Origin of the sequence: Hyphomonas sp. CACIAM 19H1, assembly GCF_003325995.1 — a bacterium.
In the GTDB taxonomy this organism is placed as follows: domain Bacteria; phylum Pseudomonadota; class Alphaproteobacteria; order Caulobacterales; family Hyphomonadaceae; genus Hyphomonas; species Hyphomonas polymorpha.
Genome location: NZ_CP016437.1, coordinates 4,014,339 through 4,032,731 on the forward strand (window position 1 = coordinate 4,014,339; position 18,393 = coordinate 4,032,731).

Consider the following 18,393-nt stretch of genomic DNA (forward strand, 5'->3'; position numbering starts at 1 on the left):
TCACCTTACGGTTAGTTCAGGTTTCCACAACCGCCCGCCGGCAAGCCGGCACACACGCACACGGAGTTACCAACCCAATGCAATTCAAAGCTGCTCTTTCGGCGGCCGTTGCCGTCATCGCACTTTCCGCTGCTGCCGCGCCAGTCTGGGCGCAGGAGCAGGAAGGCGAGTCCGCCCGCACCCTCGATACCGTCGTCACCGTCGGTACCCGCGTTGCCAACCGCTCTGCCCTCGATACCGCCGCCCCGGTAGACGTTGTTTCTGCAGAGACGATCCAGAACATCGGGGTCGGCGAGCTCAATCAGGCGCTCTCCGTCAACCTGCCTTCTTACAACTTCCCCCGTCCGGCCCTGACCGATGGCACCGACTCTGTCCGCCCCGCCGCCCTGCGCGGCCTGGCGCCTGACCAGACGCTCGTGCTCGTGAACGGCAAGCGCCGTCATTCGGCCGCCCTCGTCAACGTCAACGGCTCGATCGGCCGCGGCGCTTCTGCGGTTGACCTCAACACCATCCCGTCGCTGGCAGTCGGCGGCGTGGAAGTCCTGCGCGACGGCGCCTCGGCCCTCTACGGCTCTGACGCGATTGCCGGCGTGGTCAACGTCCGCCTGCGCGAAGCCAATACCGGCGGCGCGATCCAGGCGAGCTATGGCTGGCGCGAAACCGAATACACAGTGCCCGTCATCGCCCCCACCGCGACAGGCGTGCCCAACCCCGGCGCCACCGCCACCCGCGAACGCTCGGACGGCCACGTGCTGACCGTTGCCGGTTGGAAAGGCTACAGCCTCGGCGAAGACGGCTTCCTCACCATCACCGGTGAGTATAAGGACCAGAACCACACCGAGCGCGCCGGCTATGACAGCCGCCAGCAATATCCAACGGTGTTCCCGGCCGGTGAGGCGATCATCAATCGCTGGAATGGCTGGACCGGTGAGCCGGACCTCGAGCAGCTGAGCTTCTTCGCCAATGCCGGCTACACGCTTGCCAATGGCGTCGAGCTTTATGGCTGGGGCAGCTTCCAGGACCGCGAAACGGTTTCCGCCGGCTTCTTCCGCCGCGCCAATGATGCCCGCAACGTCATCGAGATCTATCCGAACGGCTTCCTGCCGAAGATCAACCCGACGACCACGGACTATTCTGCCCTCGGCGGCGCCCGCTTCAACTGGGCTGGCTGGGATGTGGATGCCTCGCTCGGCTATGGCTCCAACAAGATGGAGTTCCAGATCATCGACACGGTGAACCGGTCCATCGGGCCTGCATCGAAAACATCGTTTGATGCCGGTGGCTTTGAAGGCTCGCAGCTGGTTGCCAACATTGGCTTCGTCAAAGGCTTTGCCATGGACGGCCTCGCCTCCGATCTTAACGTGGCCTGGGGTGTGGAAGCCCGCAAGGAAACCTATGAGATCTTTGCCGGTGAGCCTGACTCCTACCGCAATGGCGGCGTGCTGCTGAATGGCGCCCCCACCGCTTCCGGCGCCCAGGTGTTCCCTGGCTTCCGCCCCGAAAACGAGCGTGACGAAGACCGCACCGCTGTCGGCGTCTATGTCGACCTTGAAGCCAACGTCACCGACAAGCTGCTCGTCTCCGGCGCCGTTCGCGGCGAATCCTATTCGGACTTCGGCGAAGCCCTCACCGGCAAGCTCGCAGCCCGCTACGACCTGACCGAAAGCTTTGCGGTTCGCGGCTCGATCCAGAACGGCTTCCGCGCCCCGTCGCTGCAGCAGCAATACTTCACCACTACCTCGACGAACTTCATCAGCGGCGTGCCCTTCGACATCACTACCTTCACCGTGGACGATCCGGTCGCTGTGGCCTTGGGCGCAACCCCGCTCGACGCTGAAAAGTCGGTCAACTATGCCCTCGGCTTCGTCTTCCGGGCCGGCGCCTTCAACCTGACCGTTGATGGCTACCGGATTGATGTCGAAGACCGCATCGTCCTGTCGGAAAACCTCACCGCAACCAACGTCCAGGCTTACCTGCAAGGGCTCGGTTTCGTGGGTTCGGGCGGCGGCCGCTTCTTCCTGAACGGCGTCGACACCGAAACCACGGGCGTTGACATCATCGCCAACTACGCCTTTCCGGAAACAGAAATCGGCACCTTCCGCGGTACGCTCGGCGCCAACTTCAACAAGACCGAAGTGACGAAAGTTCCGGCTGTTCCGCAACTGGCGGCGCTTAATCCGGCACCCGTCCTCTTCGGCCGCGTCAACGTGCTGACGCTCGAAGAAGGCGCGCCGAAGGACAAGTTCACCGGTCAGCTCGACTGGGAACGCGGCCCCTTCGCCGCTACGCTCCGGGCGATCCGTTATGGCGAAGTGCTTGTTCCGGGCACCACGTCGGCAACCGACTATAACCTCGACCCGAAAACGGTTGTGGACCTGGAAGCCCGTTACAACTGGAACGACCGCGTAACCCTGGCCCTCGGCGCAGATAACATCTTCGACGAGTATCCGGATGCGGCGCCCGCTGCGCTCAACAGCACCGGCAACACGCCCTTCTCCACCTACTCGCCCTTCGGCTATTCGGGCCGCTTCGTGTACACGAAGGCTACCCTGAAATTCTAAGGCGCGATCCTTCCGCTTACCCACAAACGCCGCCCTCCGGGGCGGCGTTTTTCATTGCCCTGAGGGCAGCGCTTGATCTCTCCGGGGCCGCCCCTACTGTCCGGCGCCAGCATACCATTCTCGGGGGGAGACAGCATGGCCCGCATTCGCGCCAACGGCATTGAACTGGAATATGACACGCTGGGAAACCCAGCCGATCCGGCCATCCTGCTGATCATGGGCTTTGCCTTCCAGATGACGCGCTGGCCCGACGCCTTCCGCCAGGGACTTGCTGATGCTGGCTTTCATGTCATTCGGTTTGACAACCGGGATATCGGCCTTTCCCAGGAAATGGGCGGCTTTTCCAGCTACACCCTGAACGATCTCGCCGCCGATGCCGCGGGCCTGCTCGGCGCCCTAGGAATCGGCCGTGCGCATATTGTCGGCATGTCGATGGGTGGCATGATTGCCCAGCTGATGGCCCTCGACCATCCCCACAAGGTTTCCAAGCTCGTCGCCATGATGACCTCTTCCGGCGCGCCGAACCTGCCTCCGCCCACGCAGGAAGCGCTCGCCGCGCTGACCGCCGTGCCCTTGCAGCGCACGCCCGAGGCCATCGCCGATATTGCTGTGAAAGCGCAGCACGCCATCGGCTCGGCGCCCCATCTGCGCAACAGCGCAGACACCATCCGCCGCTATGCGATTGAAGACTTCCGCCGTTCAGACCGGCCCTTCGGCGTCATCCGTCAGTTTACGGCCATTCAGGCCCAGCCGCGCTGGCATGAACGCCTCGGCGCCATCCCTCACCCCACCCTTGTGCTGCACGGGAGCGATGATCCGCTGGTGCGCCCCGCTGCGGGCGAAGACATTGCCCGCCGCATTCCCGGTGCCCGCTTCAAGGCCCTGCCGGGATGGGGCCATGATCTCGCCGACGCCATGTCGGAAACCCTCGCCCGCGAGATCACGGCCTTCCTCAAGGAATAATCCGTCAGCGGATAGCCACCGGATTGATGATGGCCTGCACGGCGCCCTCAAGGCGCGGCGTGCCCAGTGTGAAGAAGAACTCCGTCACGCCGTCTTCAGCCAGCTCATGCGTCACCATGTTTTCGAGGATGTAGACCCCGTTCTTGGCCAGCAGTGTCAGGTGAACATCAAACGGCCGGGCTTCCTTCTCGAACGGGATCACCTCCAGCGCCCAGGTGTCCGCCCCCACCGCTACCGCGCCCAGATCGGCCAGATATTGCGCGCCCTCCACGCCGGGACCAGGCTCAGTGGGCGGAAGATCAGCGGAGCCTTCATTGGCCTTCATCGTGCCGGTATGGAACAGCACCACATCGCCCTGCGTGATCGTGACGCCAGCCGCAGCCATCGCCGCATCAATCTCCGCCTTGTTGAAGGCCGTGCCCGCCGGCACCGGATTGCCAAACTGCTTGGTCATGTCCAGCAGCACGCCCCGGGTTGCCATGGGCGGCAGGTCATGCGTGCCAAACTGTGTCAGCCCGGCGGTGGTTACAAAATCCGCCACCCGAACACCGTTATAATAGCGATGGTCGATGCCCATATGGCCAAGGCCATCAATCTGGCTGCCGATGCCGATATAGGTGTTGACGAGATCGTCATTGCCAACAGCCTTGTTCTCGCCCAGCGGCGTGCCCGAACCGTCCGACAGCTGAAGGATCGTCATGGAGAAGCTGCGCGGGCCGTAGGCCGGTGTCTTGCGCCCGGTTACCTGCCCCAGGGCATAGGTCTTGCCCGTGGTGATCAGCTTGGCCGCCTCGGCGGTCTTCTCCGGCGAGAGAAGGTTCATCGCCCCGATCCGGTCCTCCGCGCCATAGCGGGAGGGATACCAGACCTCTTTGGCATCCGCCTTCGCGCCCGGCGCAGCCTCATCCGCCGCCATATGCCCACACGCCGCCACCAGCAGCACCGAGGCCATCAGGAACTTCTTCATCGCTTCCTCCCGTTATGAAATCTTTGGGAGAAAGCCTAGCGCCGGATCGCGCCTGCGCAACCCGTATCAGGCCCGGCGCACCAGGAAGCCCGCCCGGGGGAAATGCACATGCGTTGTCTCGGTTTCCGGGGTCACACGCTGCAGGATCACGCGCTGGCTGTCAGCATGCACCAACTCGCCCTCCACCCAGTCCTGGCCATAATCGTCGGGCGCCACCGCCACCCGCTCGCCCGGCGCAAAGCCCTGCGGCTCGTTGCGCGTGGTTGCCGCCACAAGGCGCGGGGCGGCATCCTTGGCGATCGCCACGGCCTGGGCCGGCGTAATCGTCTCGGGCGTCTGCCCTTCCACTTCGGTCAGCCGGTCATACCAGGCCCGCGTCAGCGGCGCGCTCTCGAAACAGGCGTCGGCAAAGGCAGGCACGGCCTGCTTCATCCACCACACATTCATATACGCATGCACGTCCACAAAGCCCGGCTTGGCGCCAATCAGGTAAAGCCCGCCACCTGCGCCCTTGGCGCCCGCCAGCCGCTCCTCCAGCAGCATCAGCCGCGCCCGCCACTGGTCGCGCATCATCGGCGCCACTGCCTTCATCGCCGGAATATTGAATGGCCGCCCGGATAGCTGTTCCCGATCCTTGATGAAGGCCTGGGGCACATTGTCCCCGATCTCGCCGAAGATCACCGCCACTGAGGACTGGAACCAGCGCCCATCCGTCCACCCGGCCACCATCTGCGCCAGCCCCTCATGGCCTGGCAGCTTCAGAGCCACCATTGGATAGCGGATATCCAGCTCCCGCAGGATGATCGCCGTATCGCAATAGATATCCGCGCCGATCTGCAACATCGGAATGCGCCGGTATCCCCCCGTCAGCGGGATCAGGTCGGGCTTGGGCATGATCGAAGGCTGCTCAACCCGCGCATAGGCAAGGTTCTTGAGGCGAAGCGTCAGGCGCACCTTCTCGGCATAAGGCGATGCAGGATATTCGTGCAGGATAATGCTGCGGGCGTCCGCCATGATAACCGTTTGCCTCCCGAGGCTGTTTTTGAGGCGCACTCTGCGCGCGTTCCTGTTTACAGAAAAGTGTAAATTCCGCCCTTAACCCGGCGAAAGGAATCGGCAAGAATCGGGTGGCGCCCCCGCCGCCCCTCCGGCAAACTCTCCGCCATGGCTGACACGCTCTCCCCCCTCGACGACCGCGCCCGCGCCTATGCCCGGATGGCCAAGGCCCTGGAATGGCTGGGCGATACCTGGCAGGACTGGCCGGGCCTTGACGCGGCTGCCCGCGCCATGGGCCTCTCTCCGCATCATTTCCAGCGCGAATTTACCCGCTGGGCCGGCATCAGCCCCAAACAGTTCCAGGGCGCCCTTGCCCATGCCGCTGCCGGGGATCTCCTGCGCCAGGGCGCCAGCGTGCTGGACGCAAGCCTCGAGGCGGGCCTCTCCGGCCCCGGCCGTCTGCACGATCTGTTCATCGCTCATGAGGGCCTCACCCCCGGCGAGGCCAAGGCCGGCGGCAAGGGCGCAGACCTCATCCTCGGCAAGGCGCCCACCCCCTTCGGCATGGGTGCCTGGCTGATCGGCCCCCGCGGCCTCATCGCGCTGGGCTTCATTGACGAGGATGCCGCCCCCCGCACCGGCTTTGAGCATCAGGGCCGGCGGGAAGAAGATGCTTTCGCCAATCTCGCCAGCCGCTACCCCGCTGCCTCGATCCGCCGGGATGATGCCACCGCCGAGCGGATGGCGCGCGACGTGTTCGAGGATCGCGCCCCCCTGCCCGTCTGCCTCTATGGCACGCCTTTCCGCCGTCAGGTCTGGCGCGCGCTGCTGGATATTCCGGCCGGCGAAACCTGCACCTATGGGCGCCTGGCCGCCGCCATCGAAGCGCCAAAGGCTTCGCGCGCGGTCGGCGCAGCGGTCGGCGCCAACCCGATCAGCTGGTTCATCCCCTGCCACCGGGCCCTTGCAGCCGATGGCCGGCTACATAACTATCATTGGGGTGTGGCGCGAAAGCGCGCCATGCTGGTATACGAACGCGCCCATCTGGCCTGATCCTCAACGGGGCCAGCCAGCTTCGGGCGCCCAATTCTGGCCCTGAAGCGGACCTGACCCATGTGGCTCTACTTTCTTCTCATCTTTGCCATCCTGGCCTGGGGCGCCCACCTTGGCTGGCGGTGGAAACAGACGCGGGAATTTGCGCCCCAGCTGCTCGCCCTGCGCCAGCAATCGGGTGAGTTGCCCCCCGGTATTGACGAGAAGGAGTTCACCGATCTCTATCTCCGCGCCGAGGGCCCCCGCGCCGCCACCTATATCTATGTCTGTGCCGCGCTGCTGACGCTGGGCCTCGCCCCGCTGATCGCCGTATTCAACATGATCTGGGATACGTTCTGGCAGCTCTCGGGCACCTCCCCGGTCTTCGAGCGCGGCACCCTGATCCACACCTTCAGCACCTTCCTCGCCTTCATGGGCGTAACCGTGCTGCTCCTCGCCGCTGCCCTGCGCCGCTACTACACCCTGACACCGCCAAACCTCCGGCAGGTCATCCGTAATCTGAAGGAAGCCTATTCATGAGCCCTGAATTCCTCCACACCATGATCCGTGTCGGCGACATTGACGCGGCCAAGCGCTTCTTCTGCGACGGGCTCGGTCTGACCGAGGTGACCCGCTACGACAATGAAGCAGGCCGGTTCACCCTCGTCTTCCTCGCCGCGCCAGCAGACATCGAGCGGGGTGGCGGCGTGCCCGAGGGCGCCTCGCCCACCTCGCTCAATATCCCGATGGTGGAACTCACCCATAATTGGGACGAAAAGGAATATTCCGGCGGGCGCAATTTCGGCCACCTCGCCTATCAGGTCGAGGACATCTACGCCGCCACCCAACGCTTTGCCGATCTTGGCGTTACGATCAGCCGCCCGCCCAGAGACGGCCGCATGACCTTCATCCGCTCGCCCGACGGCATTTCGGTGGAACTGCTCCAGAAAGGCAAGCCGCTGGCCCCGCAGGAACCCTGGGCCAGCGCGCCGAATATCGGGGCCTGGTAGCGGCCCCGAGGCCTACTCCGTCGCCGGAAGATCGAAGCTGTAGGCGTGACGCGCCAGCGGCTGCAGATTGCCCACCTCATACGTGTCAACGACCACCCGGCCGCCTTCGGTCACCGTGAACACGCGGTACATCGGCGTATGGCGGGTTTCGTCCGGAATCTTGGTGCGCTCCAGGGCCGGAATGTGCAGATAATGCACATGGCCGATCTGCTTTGAATGGTCCACGCGGTCCATATCCATATGCAGGTCGCCGGAGATCACCGCCGCCAGGTTCGGCTGGGCCACCACCTCGGCAAAGCGGGGATTGGCGATGCCCTTGTCGGCATTTTCCGGGTACACACCAACCTGCGCGCCATGCACGATCAGCATCACCGGCTTGGGTGCTGCGGCCTGCACCGCCTCCAGCATCCAGGCAACACCTTCGTCATGGAACTCCCGGCTGAAATCAGGGGAAGCATAAACCATTACAACCGGCCCCTGATCCTGCACATAGCGGCGGCTGTCGAATGTGGCCTTGCCCTCGTTCCAGAGATTGGCGAATTCCAGGAAACGTTCTTCGGTCGAGCCGTATTCCTCATTCCCCATGATCGGATAGAATGGCAGTGTCAGCGCCTGCAGCACAGGCGTGGCGGCCTCATACTGCAGCAGCGTTCCCTTATGCGCGATGTCGCCCACGCCGACGACAAAATCCATCCGCTCACGGCCTGCCAGCGCATTCACATTCGCCACCGCGCCCGCCATATTGGGAAACTCCGCCAGCGGCTTGGGTTCGGCATCCCCGAGCACCGCAAAGCGCAGCGCCACAGCCTCCTCTGCGGCCGGCACCGGCGTCGCGCAGGCGGCCACCAGTGACAGCGCCGCCATCTGCGCGGCGACAAGGAGATGCCTCAGGGGCTGTGTGCGAAATCGGATCATCAACTCTCTCCCGAATGATTGGCCCCGGCAGGCAGAGGGCCCACCCGGCAAACTTCAAACCCGTCCCATGCCCCATCGCGACGAAGGTTTTATGACATTTGCCGCCGATATAGATGACAGTTTTGTGTCCCCCCCTCCTCCGCCCAAAGATGCCCCCCGCTCTTTCCCCTCAGGGTGAGGCTGCGGAAGATCAGCATTTGCCCTGCAAACGCCATCGCGCAGCAAGGAGAGGCGAGAGCCTGCAACAGCGAGGATGCGCGCCGCTATCCAACACACCTTCCCGCGGAAAGAGAGATCGCTCCCGATGATACGGGAAGGCCGGGATCAGCACCGAGCAATCAAAGAAGATGGTGATCCCGGCGCGATTCGAACGCACGGCCTACAGATTAGGAATCTGTCGCTCTATCCTGCTGAGCTACGGGACCAGCCAAAGCCTCCCCTATCCGAAAATGCCGGCGCGTTGAAGCGGAAATGCATGGGTCAGACATTCTCCAGCGCCTGTTTGAGGTCCGCCAGAAGGTCATCCGGGGCCTCGATACCCACCGAAAAGCGGATGAGCCCGTCGGTAAAGCCGATCCGGGCGCGCACATCGGCCGGCACGGCCGAATGCGTGGTCGAGCCGGGATGGCACATCAGGCTCTCGGTGCCACCCAGGCTGACCGCCAGCTTGATCAGCCTCAGATTATCCAGAAGGCGGAACGCCGCCTCCTTGCCGCCCTTCACATCAAAGGAAAAGGTCGCCCCGGCGGCCTCGCACTGCTCATCGAACACGCGCTTCTGGGGGTCGCCCGCCTCCAGGAAGCCCGGATACATCACTTGGGAAACCTTCGCATGGCCCTTCAGATAGTCCGCACAGACCCTGGCATTGGTGAAGGCCCGCTCCATGCGCAGCTGCACCGTCTCCAGAGACCGCGTCAGCAGCCAGCAGGTATGAGCGTCCAGCATCGTTCCGAGATAGTTCCGCATACGGCGGATCTTCGTCAGCATCTCTTCATTGCCGACAATTCCGCCAGCAATGAGATCGGAATGCCCGCCGACATATTTCGTCAGGGAATAGAGCGCGAGGTCTGCCCCATGCTTCAAGGGCTTGTGGCCGATCGGGCCCATCATGGTGTTATCGCACATCAAAATCGGGCGGCGGCCGGTCTCCGCTTCGAGGATATCTGCCACGCGGGCGCAGGCGGCGATGTCCACCAGCGCGTTGGTGGGATTGGCCGGAGACTCGGTGAAGATCACGGAAACGGGGCCATGCCGCCGCACTGCCTCGCGAGCCGTGGCCAGGATCTGTTCCTGCGTCGACCAGGCGTCGAACTCTGCCGATTGCACGCCCCACCCCGGCATGAAGCTCCGGACAAAGACTTCCGAAGCCCCGTAAAGCGGGCTGGAATGCAGGATCGCGGTTCCCGGCTCAGCGCAGGCAAACAGCGCCGTGGTGATGGCCGACATGCCGGACGAAAAGGACAGCGCCGCCTCCCCGCCATCATAGAGGGTCAGCCGGTCCTCCAGCACTTCCATATTGGGATTGTTGAAGCGGGTGTAGATGAGGTCGGCCTCCTCCGGGTCCCCCTCCTCCCACCGCCCGGCAAGCCGGCGGAACAGCGCCTCCCCATCGCGGGCAGATTTGAAGGCGAAGGTCGAGGTCATGAAAATCGGCGGCTTGATCGAGCCTTCAGACATGAAGGGATCATAGCCAAATCCCATCACCAGAGATTCAGGGCTCAGCGTGTGGCCGGCAATCTCCCGTTTGCGATAGGGCTTCAGCGGTTTTGACATGGGGTTCCTCCCGTATACTTATCGTAAGGGAAAGCTTACCGGCGAGAAGTCTGCCTTAGCAAGGCGAAGTCACTTGCCTCCCGCCCGCCCGCCGGGTGATAGTTGGCCAATGGACGAGGCAGGGCGCCGGACGCCGATCCGCAATTTCGTGATCTTCGCCGCCGCGCTCATCGTGGGCGCTTGCGGCCGCGCGCCCTCTGATCCCCTCGAAGGTCTGGCGGTGGGAGAGCGGGGCCGCGTCGTACGGGTGATCGACGGAGATGCACTGGTGCTCTCAACCGGGCAGAGCGTGCGCCTGATTGGCATCGAGGCGCCGGCCGGACCAAGCCGGGGCCGCGACGGCGAGGCGGGCTTTGAGGAATCCAAACGGGCGCTTGAGGATATGGCTCTCGGCCGGGAGGTAGAGCTGCGCTATGGCGGCCTCACGCGCGACCGGTATGACCGGGCCCTCGCCCATGTCGTCACCACAGATACGCTGGGGCCAAAATACTGGCTGAATGCGGAGATGGTGAAACGCGGCGCCGCGCGCGTACGGGTCTATCCCGATACGGCGGCGGCAAACGACCTGCTTCTGCCGCTTGAAGTTGCTGCGCGGGAGGCGAAAACCGGCCTCTGGAAAGGGCGCCTCTGGACCATCACCCAGGCTGATGCCCTGCCCGATACATTCCAGGGCTTCCAGGTGGTGGAGGCAGTTACGGGGGGCATGCAGGGCTCAGACTTCCGGGGTGTCTCCTGCGACGTGCTGCTGGAACGCTCCCTGCTGGTGCTGGAAATAGAGAGCGCTGCTGCCGCGCTTTGCCAGATGGACCCGGATACGCGTATCCGCGCCAGGGGCTATGTACGCAATCTCCGTATGGAGATCACCCATCCTCTGAATTTGGAAATACTTGAGGAGCCCTGACGGGTCAGGCGTCGGGAACGAGGCCTGCGGTTTCCGGATCGCCTGCAATCTCCTCCAGCGCGCGCTTCAGTTTCAGGAGGGCAGCATGCTCGATCTGCCGCACGCGCTCCTTTGAGACACCAATTTCCTCGCCCAGCGCCTCAAGCGTCATCGGCTCGTCCGAAAGGCGCCGACGCGTGATGATGTGGGTCTCGCGCGGGGTCAGCGTCTTCATGGCGGCGTCGATCCAGCCATGCCTGCGTTCTGTGTCGCGGCTGCGCATCACCGCCTCTTCCGGCGGCAGACTTTCATCGGCGATCATGTCCTGCCACTGCCCGTCCCCCTCCATCGTCAGGGGCGCATTGAGAGAGCGGTCTGATCCCGAAAGCCGGGCAGACATTGTCTCCACATCCCGCAGCGGGACGCCCAGATGGGTGGCCACCCATTCCCGGTTCTCGGCGGTCATCGTTCCGTCGCCAAGATCGGAGATGCGCGCCCGCAACCGGCGCAGATTGAAGAACAGCGACTTCTGCGCCGAGGTCGTCCCGGTGCGGACGATAGACCAGTTGCGTAGCACATAGTCCTGAATGGAAGACCGTATCCACCAGCTGGCATAGGTGGAGAAGCGCACTTCACGCTCGGGCTCGAACCGGGCCGCTGCCTGCATCAGGCCAACATTGCCTTCCGATACCAGATCGGCCATCGGCAGGCCGTAATGGCGAAACTTCGCGGCCATGGAGATGACGAGACGCATATATGCCGTGGTGAGCTCATGCAGCGCGGCCTCATCCGCGCCTTCGCGCCAGCGCCGGGCGAGCGACGCCTCATGCGCCGGATCAAGCAGGGGTGCCTTCATCGCCGTCTTCACGAACTGGCGGTCCGCCGGGCTCGTCGCTGAATAGGCATTTGGCACGCGAAACCTCCTGCAGGCCGGATATGCTTCTCTCCCCAACCTCTACGCCCCGCATTCCTGGCTGGATCACTGGCGGGCCTTGATTTTCGCCCCCTCCGCCCAAGCAGCCTTGCAGCCACCTCCGCTTGACGGGAAAACCCCGCCGGGCATAGGGTGGCCAAAAAGGAACAATACCGGAACGCGCCGCCATGGCCGATACCTCCAATGAAGAGCTGCCCCTCCGCCGCGCCGCCGAGATCTGCCGCGGCACGCTGCGGCTGATGGCGCAGCTGGGCTATTACGGCGTCACGGAGATGACGCTGGCCAACAATCGCCGGGCCGATATCGCCGCGATTGGCCCGGCCGGGGACATCTGGATGATCGAGATTAAATCCAGTATCCAGGACTTCAAGTCCGACGCCAAATGGCGGGAATATATGGACTATTGCGACCGGCTGACTTTCGCCGTTGGCGCAGACTTCCCCCAGGAGCTGATCCCGCCGGACACCGGCCTGATCATTGCCGATGCCTTCTATGGGGCAGTGATCCGGGAAGCACCGGAAACCCGCCTTGTGCCAGCCCGGCGCAAGGCAGTGACCCTGCGATTTGCCCGTCTGGCCGCCGCCCGGCTTACCAATGCCGCTGATACGGGCTGGACGCCAGGCGAGGACACGCTTACCTCGCCCCTGTCATGAGCCTTGCCTATCCCGTTGCCCGCTCCCTTGAAGATGCACTGAAGCCCGGCGCGCCCACGGCGCGCAGCCGGCGCGAAGCAATGGCCCTTGCCAGAGGGCTGGCGCTGCAGGGGCTGGAAACCAGCTGGCTGCACTTGGCCGAGGCCGAAGCCGATGCTCTGTTCAAGGCTATCGGCGCCGACGGCCCAGCCGGCCATCTGCAGCGCTATGAAGATACCTCCGGCCACGCCGTCGTGGCGGTGAACTGGTGGAAGCTGGTGGACCCGAGCGATGTCCGCCCGCCGGAGAAGCGCGCCTTCGAGCCCGCCCCCCCGCCACCGGCGGAAGAAGATCACACCGATGACCTCTATTTCCGCCGCGGCCGCACCAAGACCCGCCGCCAAAAACCGGCCGATCCCAACCAGCTGGACCTGTTCAGCAAGAACCTGAAGGGCTGATGGCTCAGGCCGCCGCCGGCACTGGGCCCCGATAGACAGAGCGCGGGCGCACCAGCCGCCCTTCTCCAATCTGTTCGCGCGCATGCGCCGTCCAGCCCAGCACCCGGCCGCAGGCAAAGACCGCCGTAAATGCTTCGCGGGGAAGGCCGAGCGCTTCCAGCAGCAGCGCCGTATAGAACTCCACATTCGTTTCCAGCCGCCGCTTGGGATATTTCGCTGCCAGCCGGCCAAGTATGGCCTGTTCAATATGCTCGGCAAATTCGAGCCGGCCAGTCGTTCCCGGCAGCCGCGCGACAGCCGCTTTGAGAGCATCCGCCCGGGGATCGCGCACCCGGTAAACCCGGTGGCCAAATCCCATGAGCCGGTCGCCGCGATTGAGCGCGCCCTCAATCCAGCGCTCCGCACTGGCCGGCGACCCGATGGCGTCTATCATGTCCAGCACCGGGCCCGGCGCGCCGCCATGCAGCGGGCCCTTGAGCGCCGAGATGCCGGCAACGGCAGCCGAGACAAGCCCGGCTCGCGTTGACGCCACAACGCGGGCCGCAAATGTAGACGCATTCAGCCCGTGATCGCAGACCGTCACAAGATAGGCATCCAGCGCGCGGGCCTCGGCCTGACCAGCCTGATTTCCCGTCAGCATCCGGAGGAAATCGGTGGACTGGGACAAGCCTCTGTCTGGCGCGATAGCGCCCTCTCCCCTCCTCCGCCGAACCGCAGCGGCCGTCGCCACCGGCCCGGCGGCAGCCAGCCGGATGGCGGTTTCAAGGCTCTCATCGTCTGGCAACAACGCCCATCCCGCACGAAGATATGACACCACGTCCAGACCGGCCGGAAGATCAGCCACCAGATCAAAAACCTCTTCGCGCGCAGCGCCGATCCGCGCGCCAAGTTCCGCAACATCCGGCAGATCATCAAAGAACCCCTGCCACAACAGATGCGCCACATCTTCAAACGCCATGGACGCTGCGAGCATCTCAACCGGCCAACCACGAATGATCAGGCGGCCGTTCTGTCCGTCCACATCTGACAGGACGGTCTCTGCCGCAACAATATTTTCAAGCCCGGAATCCATGACGGGATCTCCCTCTACATCTGGAAATCCATTTCGGCAGGGATCTTGGCATCGTCAATCTTGATCAATACAATCAACATATAATGTGGATTGCACGCACGGACGCTCTGAGCCTTTTGGGGGTAAAGCCCCAGACCCTGTATGCCTATGTCAGCCGGGGTTTGATTGCTTCCAGGCCGGATGCGGATGATCCTCGCGCCAGCCTCTATTCTGCCGCTGATATAGAAACATTGCTGAAGCGCCGCCGCAGCGGACGGGGCCGCGAGGCCATTGCCCGCGCAGCGATTTCCTGGGGCGAACCGGTGATGGAGACCGCCATCACCACCGTGCGCAGAGGCAAGCTGATTTATCGCAGCCGCGACGCGGTGCGCCTCGCGGCGGAGGCAACACTTGAAGAAACCGCCGCCCTTCTCTGGGATGCCGGCCCCCTGCCGGCCCAGCGCGCCGCAGAGACGCGGCCAGCAACCCTATGCGGAAAGGCCGGCGCGCTGGAATTTCTGGCGGCCCGCGCCGCCACTGACCCACCGAGTTTTGGACGCGGCCCCGCAGCATTGGCCACTGAGGGCGCATCCCTCCTCTCGGGTTTCTGCAACGCGATTACCGGCACCGGCGGGCGCGGCTTCTTCCATCAGCGGCTTGCCCGGCATTGGGGCCTCTCGCCGGGCGGGACGGACATGCTGCGGCGGGCTCTGGTGCTTGTCGCCGATCATGAGCTCAATCCGTCCACGTTCGCGGCGCGCGTTGCCGCCTCAACGGGCGCGCCGCTGGCTGCCTGCGCGCTCGCCGGCTGCGCCACCTTGACAGGGCCGCTGCATGGCGAAGCCTCCGCGCGCGCCCTTGCCTATCTGAAACGCGCCCTTGAAGCCGGGCCAGATGCTGCGCTCACGGATATTTCAGCACGCGGCCAGCATATCCCCGCCATGGGGCACGCCCTCTATCCGGAGGGAGATCCGCGCGCCGCCGCCCTGCTCAAATGGATGAAGCCGGCGGCGGAGCTTCGCCGCGCCATCCGCGCAGCCGAAGCCACAGCGGGCGACGCAGCCAATATCGACATGGCGCTGGCCGCGCTGACCGTTCATCTGGTCCTGCCGGATGACGCGCCGTTCCTGATCTTTGCCAGCGGCCGGATGGCCGGATGGATTGCGCATGCCATGGAGCAGCGCGCCAGCAATCGCATCATCCGCCCACGGGCAAATTATACCGGCGGCTAGATCAGAGACGCTCTTTGATCGCGGCGACGGCAGCTTCCGCCGTGATGCCGAAATGCTGGTAGAGCTTCTGATAAGGGGCGCTCGCGCCGAAGCTGTCCATGCCGACAAAGCCGCCCTCGGCGCCGATCCAGCGGTCCCAGCCGAAACGAACCCCTGCCTCGATGGCGACCTTAGGCAGATCCTTGCCCAGCGTTTGAGCGCGGTAGGCGGCGTCCTGCTGGCCGAACAGCTCCATCGACGGCATCGAGACAACGCGCACGGCGATCCCCTCTTCAGCCAGCAGAGCCTGCGCCTTCAGCGCAATCTCGACTTCCGAGCCCGTGGCGATCAGCACGCCGCGTTCCTTGCCCTTGCCGGCGGGCGACAACACATAGCCACCCTTCGCGGAGAGATTCTCGTCCGTATGCGTCTTGCGGGCGGGGGCCACGTTCTGGCGGGTCAGCGCCATGGTCGAGGGGCCTTCATTGCGGTGCAGCGCCAGTTCCCAGCACTCGGCTGTCTCCACGCCGTCAGCCGGGCGGAAGACGATCATGTTCGGCATCGCGCGCAGCGAGGCCACATGCTCCACCGGCTGGTGCGTCGGGCCATCTTCGCCAAGGCCGATGGAATCGTGCGTCATCACATGGACGACCTGCGTGCCCATCAGCGCGCCCAGGCGGATCGCGGCGCGGCTGTAATCGGCAAACACAAGGAAAGTGCCCGAATAGGGAATGATGCCACCATGCAGCGCCATGCCGTTCATCGCTGCGGCCATCGCGTGCTCGCGCACGCCGTAATGGATGTAGCGGCCATCCCAGCTTTTCGGCGTCATCGGCGCGGTGTGGCTGGTCTTGGTATTGTTCGAGCCCGAAAGGTCTGCCGAGCCTCCGACCATTTCCGGAACAAGGCCGGTGATCACTTCCAGCGCTTCACCGCTCCACACGCGGGTTGCCTTAGAGGCGCCGCCTTCGGCCACGGCCTTCTTGTGCTTGATCACGGCCTTGCCGAGATTTTTCGGCAGACGGCCTGCGATCGCGGCATTGAACTCACCCTTGTGCGGGCTTGCCGTCAGGCGCTTCTTCCACGCGGCATGTTCGGCCTGCGAACGCTCCCCGGCTTTCGCCCAGGCTTTCTCGATCGCTTCAGGCACTTCAAACGGGGCATGCGGCCAATCCAGGGATTTGCGGATGCCGTCGATTTCCTCAGCGCCGTAAGGGCCGCCATGGGCCTTGCCGGTGCCGGCGAGTTTCGGCGCGCCGAAACCGATGATCGTTTTGACCGCCAGGAAAACCGGCTTCTTCTGCTTGGTGGCCCATTTCAGGGCCGCCTCAACGTCTTTCTCGTCATGCCCGTCCACGCGGCGGCTGATCCAGCCAGAGGCTTCAAACCGGGCGCACTGGTCGGTGGAATCCGAGAGGTCGGTCGAGCCATCAATGGTGACGGCATTGTCGTCGAACAGCACGATCAGCTTGTTCAGCTTCATATGGCCGGCCAGCGTGATCGCTTCCTGGCTGACGCCTTCCATCAGGCAGCCATCCCCGGCAATCACCCAGGTGCGATGATCGACCAGATCATTGCCAAACCGGGCGTTCAGGTGACGCTCGGCAATGGCCATGCCGACGGCGGTGGCGATGCCCTGCCCCAGCGGGCCGGTGGTCGTCTCGACGCCAAGGGTGACGAAATTCTCCGGATGGCCCGGCGTATTGGCGCCCAGCTGGCGGAAATTGCGGATGTCATCGCGGCTGACCGAAGCATAGCCCGTCAGGTGCAGCAGGGAGTATATCAGCATCGATCCGTGACCGGCCGAGAGCACAAACCGGTCGCGATCTGCCCAGTTGGGGTCTTTCGGATCAAACTTCAGGAATTTGCGGAAGAGGACGGTAGCAGCGTCCGCCATACCCAGCGGCAGGCCGACATGGCCCGATTTGGCGGCTTCGACGGCGTCCATGGACAGGGCTCGCACGGCATTTGCCATGTCGCGATTGGTGACAGCCATTCTGCTGATCTCCCGAAGTTTTGAGTTCGAGGCTGCTAGGCCAGACTTGCTGGCCTCCGTCAAGGCGCTTGGCGGCGCAAACCAATGCAGATACTTCATAATCTTATGAATGACATGGACTCGGCAGCCACGCGCCTGGATGCGGCCCTGAAGCGCCTTGAAGTGGCGCTCGAAGCCCATTTGACCCGTGCCGGCGATCCAGCCGCCCTGAAAGCCGAAATAGCCGCCCTCGTGGAAGATCGCGCCCGGCTGGCCGATCAACTCGATAAAGCCCTGGCGCGGGAGCAGGAGCTTCAGACCCTCGCCGATGAGGCGAGCGAGGCCCTCGGCGCCGCCATTCTGGAGGTTCGCGCCGCCCTCAGCCCGGAGGAAGAGGAGGCCGGCGATGGCCAAGGCTGACATCCGCATCCGGGGCCGCAGCTTCTCCATCGCCTGCACGCCGGGACAGGAAATGCGGGTTCAGCGCCTTGCCGAACAACTTGATGTCCGGCTGGCAGGCATTTCCTCGGCGGTCGGCGATATCGGGGATGACCGGCTACTCTTGATCGCGGCCCTCGCCTTGCTGGATGAGCTGGACGCAGCCCGCCAGGCGGCGCCATCTTCAGCCGCTGAGGCACGGGCCGCAGGATTGATTACCGCCATGGCGGCCAAGGTGGAGGCGCTGGCCGCCCGGCTTGAGAGTGGCGGCACCCTATGAACCAGGATGCCGCGACCCGATGCAGCAGGGCGCACCTGCGCCAAGCGGACTAGTATCCAGCCCACCTAGGATGAAAGGCGAAACGCCATGCAACAATTCCTGACAATCGGCTTCTATGCCGCCCTGATCGCCGTCGCTGTGGTTCTGGTCATCGGCGTCGCCAATCTTGCCCGCCGGGACGGCAATCAGGTGAGCCGGTCCAACAAGCTGATGCGGATGCGCGTCATCTTCCAGGCCATCGCGATTGCCTTCCTGGTTCTCATCGGTATCGCTGCCGGGGCCATCAAGTTCGGCGGCTGAACAAGGAGAGCCTCGCC

General features: G+C 64.2%; 19 protein-coding genes and 1 tRNA gene. 12 read left to right on the plus strand and 8 right to left on the minus strand.

From position 1 onward, the window contains the following. Positions 1–77: 77 nt before the first annotated feature. Positions 78–2,561: a TonB-dependent siderophore receptor gene (locus BBF93_RS19055; protein ID WP_114106905.1), complete on the plus strand. Its 2,484-nt coding sequence runs from the start codon at positions 78–80 to the stop codon at positions 2,559–2,561. A 135-nt stretch (positions 2,562–2,696) separates the two neighbouring features. Then, positions 2,697–3,524, plus strand: a complete 828-nt coding sequence (locus BBF93_RS19060) for an alpha/beta hydrolase (protein ID WP_114106906.1) — start codon at positions 2,697–2,699, stop codon at positions 3,522–3,524. Positions 3,525–3,528: 4 nt separating this feature from the next. Here the strand turns inward: BBF93_RS19060 and BBF93_RS19065 are convergent, their stop codons facing one another. Next, a complete protein-coding gene (locus BBF93_RS19065) occupies positions 3,529–4,491 on the minus strand; it encodes a cyclase family protein (protein WP_035601040.1) in 963 nt (320 codons plus the stop codon). A 66-nt stretch (positions 4,492–4,557) separates the two neighbouring features. Beyond that, positions 4,558–5,505, minus strand: coding sequence for a glutathione S-transferase (locus tag BBF93_RS19070; protein ID WP_114106907.1), 948 nt, complete (start codon positions 5,503–5,505; stop codon positions 4,558–4,560). A 150-nt stretch (positions 5,506–5,655) separates the two neighbouring features. Between BBF93_RS19070 and BBF93_RS19075 the strand changes: the two genes are divergently transcribed. From BBF93_RS19075 to BBF93_RS19085, 3 genes are read left to right on the plus strand one after another with little or no spacing between them, the layout of a single operon-like run. Then, positions 5,656–6,540, plus strand: coding sequence for a methylated-DNA--[protein]-cysteine S-methyltransferase (locus BBF93_RS19075; protein WP_114106908.1), 885 nt, complete (start codon positions 5,656–5,658; stop codon positions 6,538–6,540). A 60-nt stretch (positions 6,541–6,600) separates the two neighbouring features. After that, positions 6,601–7,059, plus strand: a complete 459-nt coding sequence (locus tag BBF93_RS19080) for a hypothetical protein (RefSeq protein ID WP_114106909.1) — start codon at positions 6,601–6,603, stop codon at positions 7,057–7,059. After that, complete coding sequence (locus BBF93_RS19085) at positions 7,056–7,529, plus strand: VOC family protein (RefSeq protein ID WP_035601029.1); 474 nt, start codon at positions 7,056–7,058, stop codon at positions 7,527–7,529. The genes BBF93_RS19080 and BBF93_RS19085 overlap by 4 nt, the downstream gene beginning before the upstream one ends. 12 nt (positions 7,530–7,541) lie before the next feature. Here the strand turns inward: BBF93_RS19085 and BBF93_RS19090 are convergent, their stop codons facing one another. From BBF93_RS19090 to BBF93_RS19100, 3 genes are all read right to left on the minus strand, one after another. After that, positions 7,542–8,444: a metallophosphoesterase gene (locus BBF93_RS19090; protein WP_233349214.1), complete on the minus strand. Its 903-nt coding sequence runs from the start codon at positions 8,442–8,444 to the stop codon at positions 7,542–7,544. A gap of 348 nt (positions 8,445–8,792) precedes the next feature. Continuing rightward, a tRNA-Arg gene (locus BBF93_RS19095) sits at positions 8,793–8,869 on the minus strand. Positions 8,870–8,924: 55 nt separating this feature from the next. Continuing rightward, complete coding sequence (locus BBF93_RS19100; RefSeq protein ID WP_114106910.1) at positions 8,925–10,217, minus strand: cystathionine gamma-synthase family protein; 1,293 nt, start codon at positions 10,215–10,217, stop codon at positions 8,925–8,927. Between the two features lie 109 nt (positions 10,218–10,326). On the opposite strand from BBF93_RS19100, the gene BBF93_RS19105 reads away from it, so the two are divergent. Then, entirely contained in the window at positions 10,327–11,118 is a 792-nt protein-coding gene (locus BBF93_RS19105; protein WP_162786642.1) for a thermonuclease family protein, read from the plus strand. A 4-nt stretch (positions 11,119–11,122) separates the two neighbouring features. On the opposite strand, the gene BBF93_RS19110 is transcribed toward BBF93_RS19105, so the two are convergent. Next, positions 11,123–12,010 (minus strand): RNA polymerase factor sigma-32, encoded by an 888-nt coding sequence (locus BBF93_RS19110; RefSeq protein ID WP_114106912.1) that lies wholly within the window; start codon positions 12,008–12,010, stop codon positions 11,123–11,125. A 188-nt stretch (positions 12,011–12,198) separates the two neighbouring features. Between BBF93_RS19110 and BBF93_RS19115 the strand changes: the two genes are divergently transcribed. Both BBF93_RS19115 and BBF93_RS19120 read left to right on the plus strand, forming a co-directional pair. After that, positions 12,199–12,684, plus strand: coding sequence for an MmcB family DNA repair protein (locus tag BBF93_RS19115; RefSeq protein WP_035601020.1), 486 nt, complete (start codon positions 12,199–12,201; stop codon positions 12,682–12,684). After that, positions 12,681–13,121, plus strand: a complete 441-nt coding sequence (locus BBF93_RS19120; RefSeq protein WP_114106913.1) for a hypothetical protein — start codon at positions 12,681–12,683, stop codon at positions 13,119–13,121. Before BBF93_RS19115 ends, BBF93_RS19120 begins: the two co-directional genes overlap by 4 nt. 4 nt (positions 13,122–13,125) lie before the next feature. Here the strand turns inward: BBF93_RS19120 and BBF93_RS19125 are convergent, their stop codons facing one another. Beyond that, the gene (locus BBF93_RS19125) at positions 13,126–14,193 is read right to left on the minus strand and encodes a citrate synthase/methylcitrate synthase (RefSeq protein ID WP_114106914.1); all 1,068 of its coding nucleotides are present in this window, start codon (positions 14,191–14,193) and stop codon (positions 13,126–13,128) included. An 83-nt stretch (positions 14,194–14,276) separates the two neighbouring features. Between BBF93_RS19125 and BBF93_RS19130 the strand changes: the two genes are divergently transcribed. Next, positions 14,277–15,404: a citrate/2-methylcitrate synthase gene (locus BBF93_RS19130; RefSeq protein WP_114106915.1), complete on the plus strand. Its 1,128-nt coding sequence runs from the start codon at positions 14,277–14,279 to the stop codon at positions 15,402–15,404. Between the two features lies 1 nt (position 15,405). Here the strand turns inward: BBF93_RS19130 and tkt are convergent, their stop codons facing one another. Then, complete coding sequence (tkt, locus tag BBF93_RS19135; RefSeq protein ID WP_370454396.1) at positions 15,406–17,478, minus strand: transketolase; 2,073 nt, start codon at positions 17,476–17,478, stop codon at positions 15,406–15,408. Between tkt and BBF93_RS19140 the strand changes: the two genes are divergently transcribed. The 3 genes from BBF93_RS19140 to BBF93_RS19150 all read left to right on the plus strand — a co-directional run bounded on the left by BBF93_RS19140 (position 17,464) and on the right by BBF93_RS19150 (position 18,376). Further along, on the plus strand, positions 17,464–17,778 hold the full coding sequence (locus BBF93_RS19140) for a DUF4164 family protein (RefSeq protein ID WP_035601003.1): 315 nt from the start codon (positions 17,464–17,466) through the stop codon (positions 17,776–17,778). The genes tkt and BBF93_RS19140 overlap by 15 nt on opposite strands. Beyond that, a complete protein-coding gene (locus BBF93_RS19145) occupies positions 17,765–18,076 on the plus strand; it encodes a cell division protein ZapA (protein ID WP_114106916.1) in 312 nt (103 codons plus the stop codon). Before BBF93_RS19140 ends, BBF93_RS19145 begins: the two co-directional genes overlap by 14 nt. 87 nt (positions 18,077–18,163) lie before the next feature. Then, positions 18,164–18,376 (plus strand): twin transmembrane helix small protein, encoded by a 213-nt coding sequence (locus BBF93_RS19150; RefSeq protein WP_035601000.1) that lies wholly within the window; start codon positions 18,164–18,166, stop codon positions 18,374–18,376. Positions 18,377–18,393: the final 17 nt, after the last annotated feature.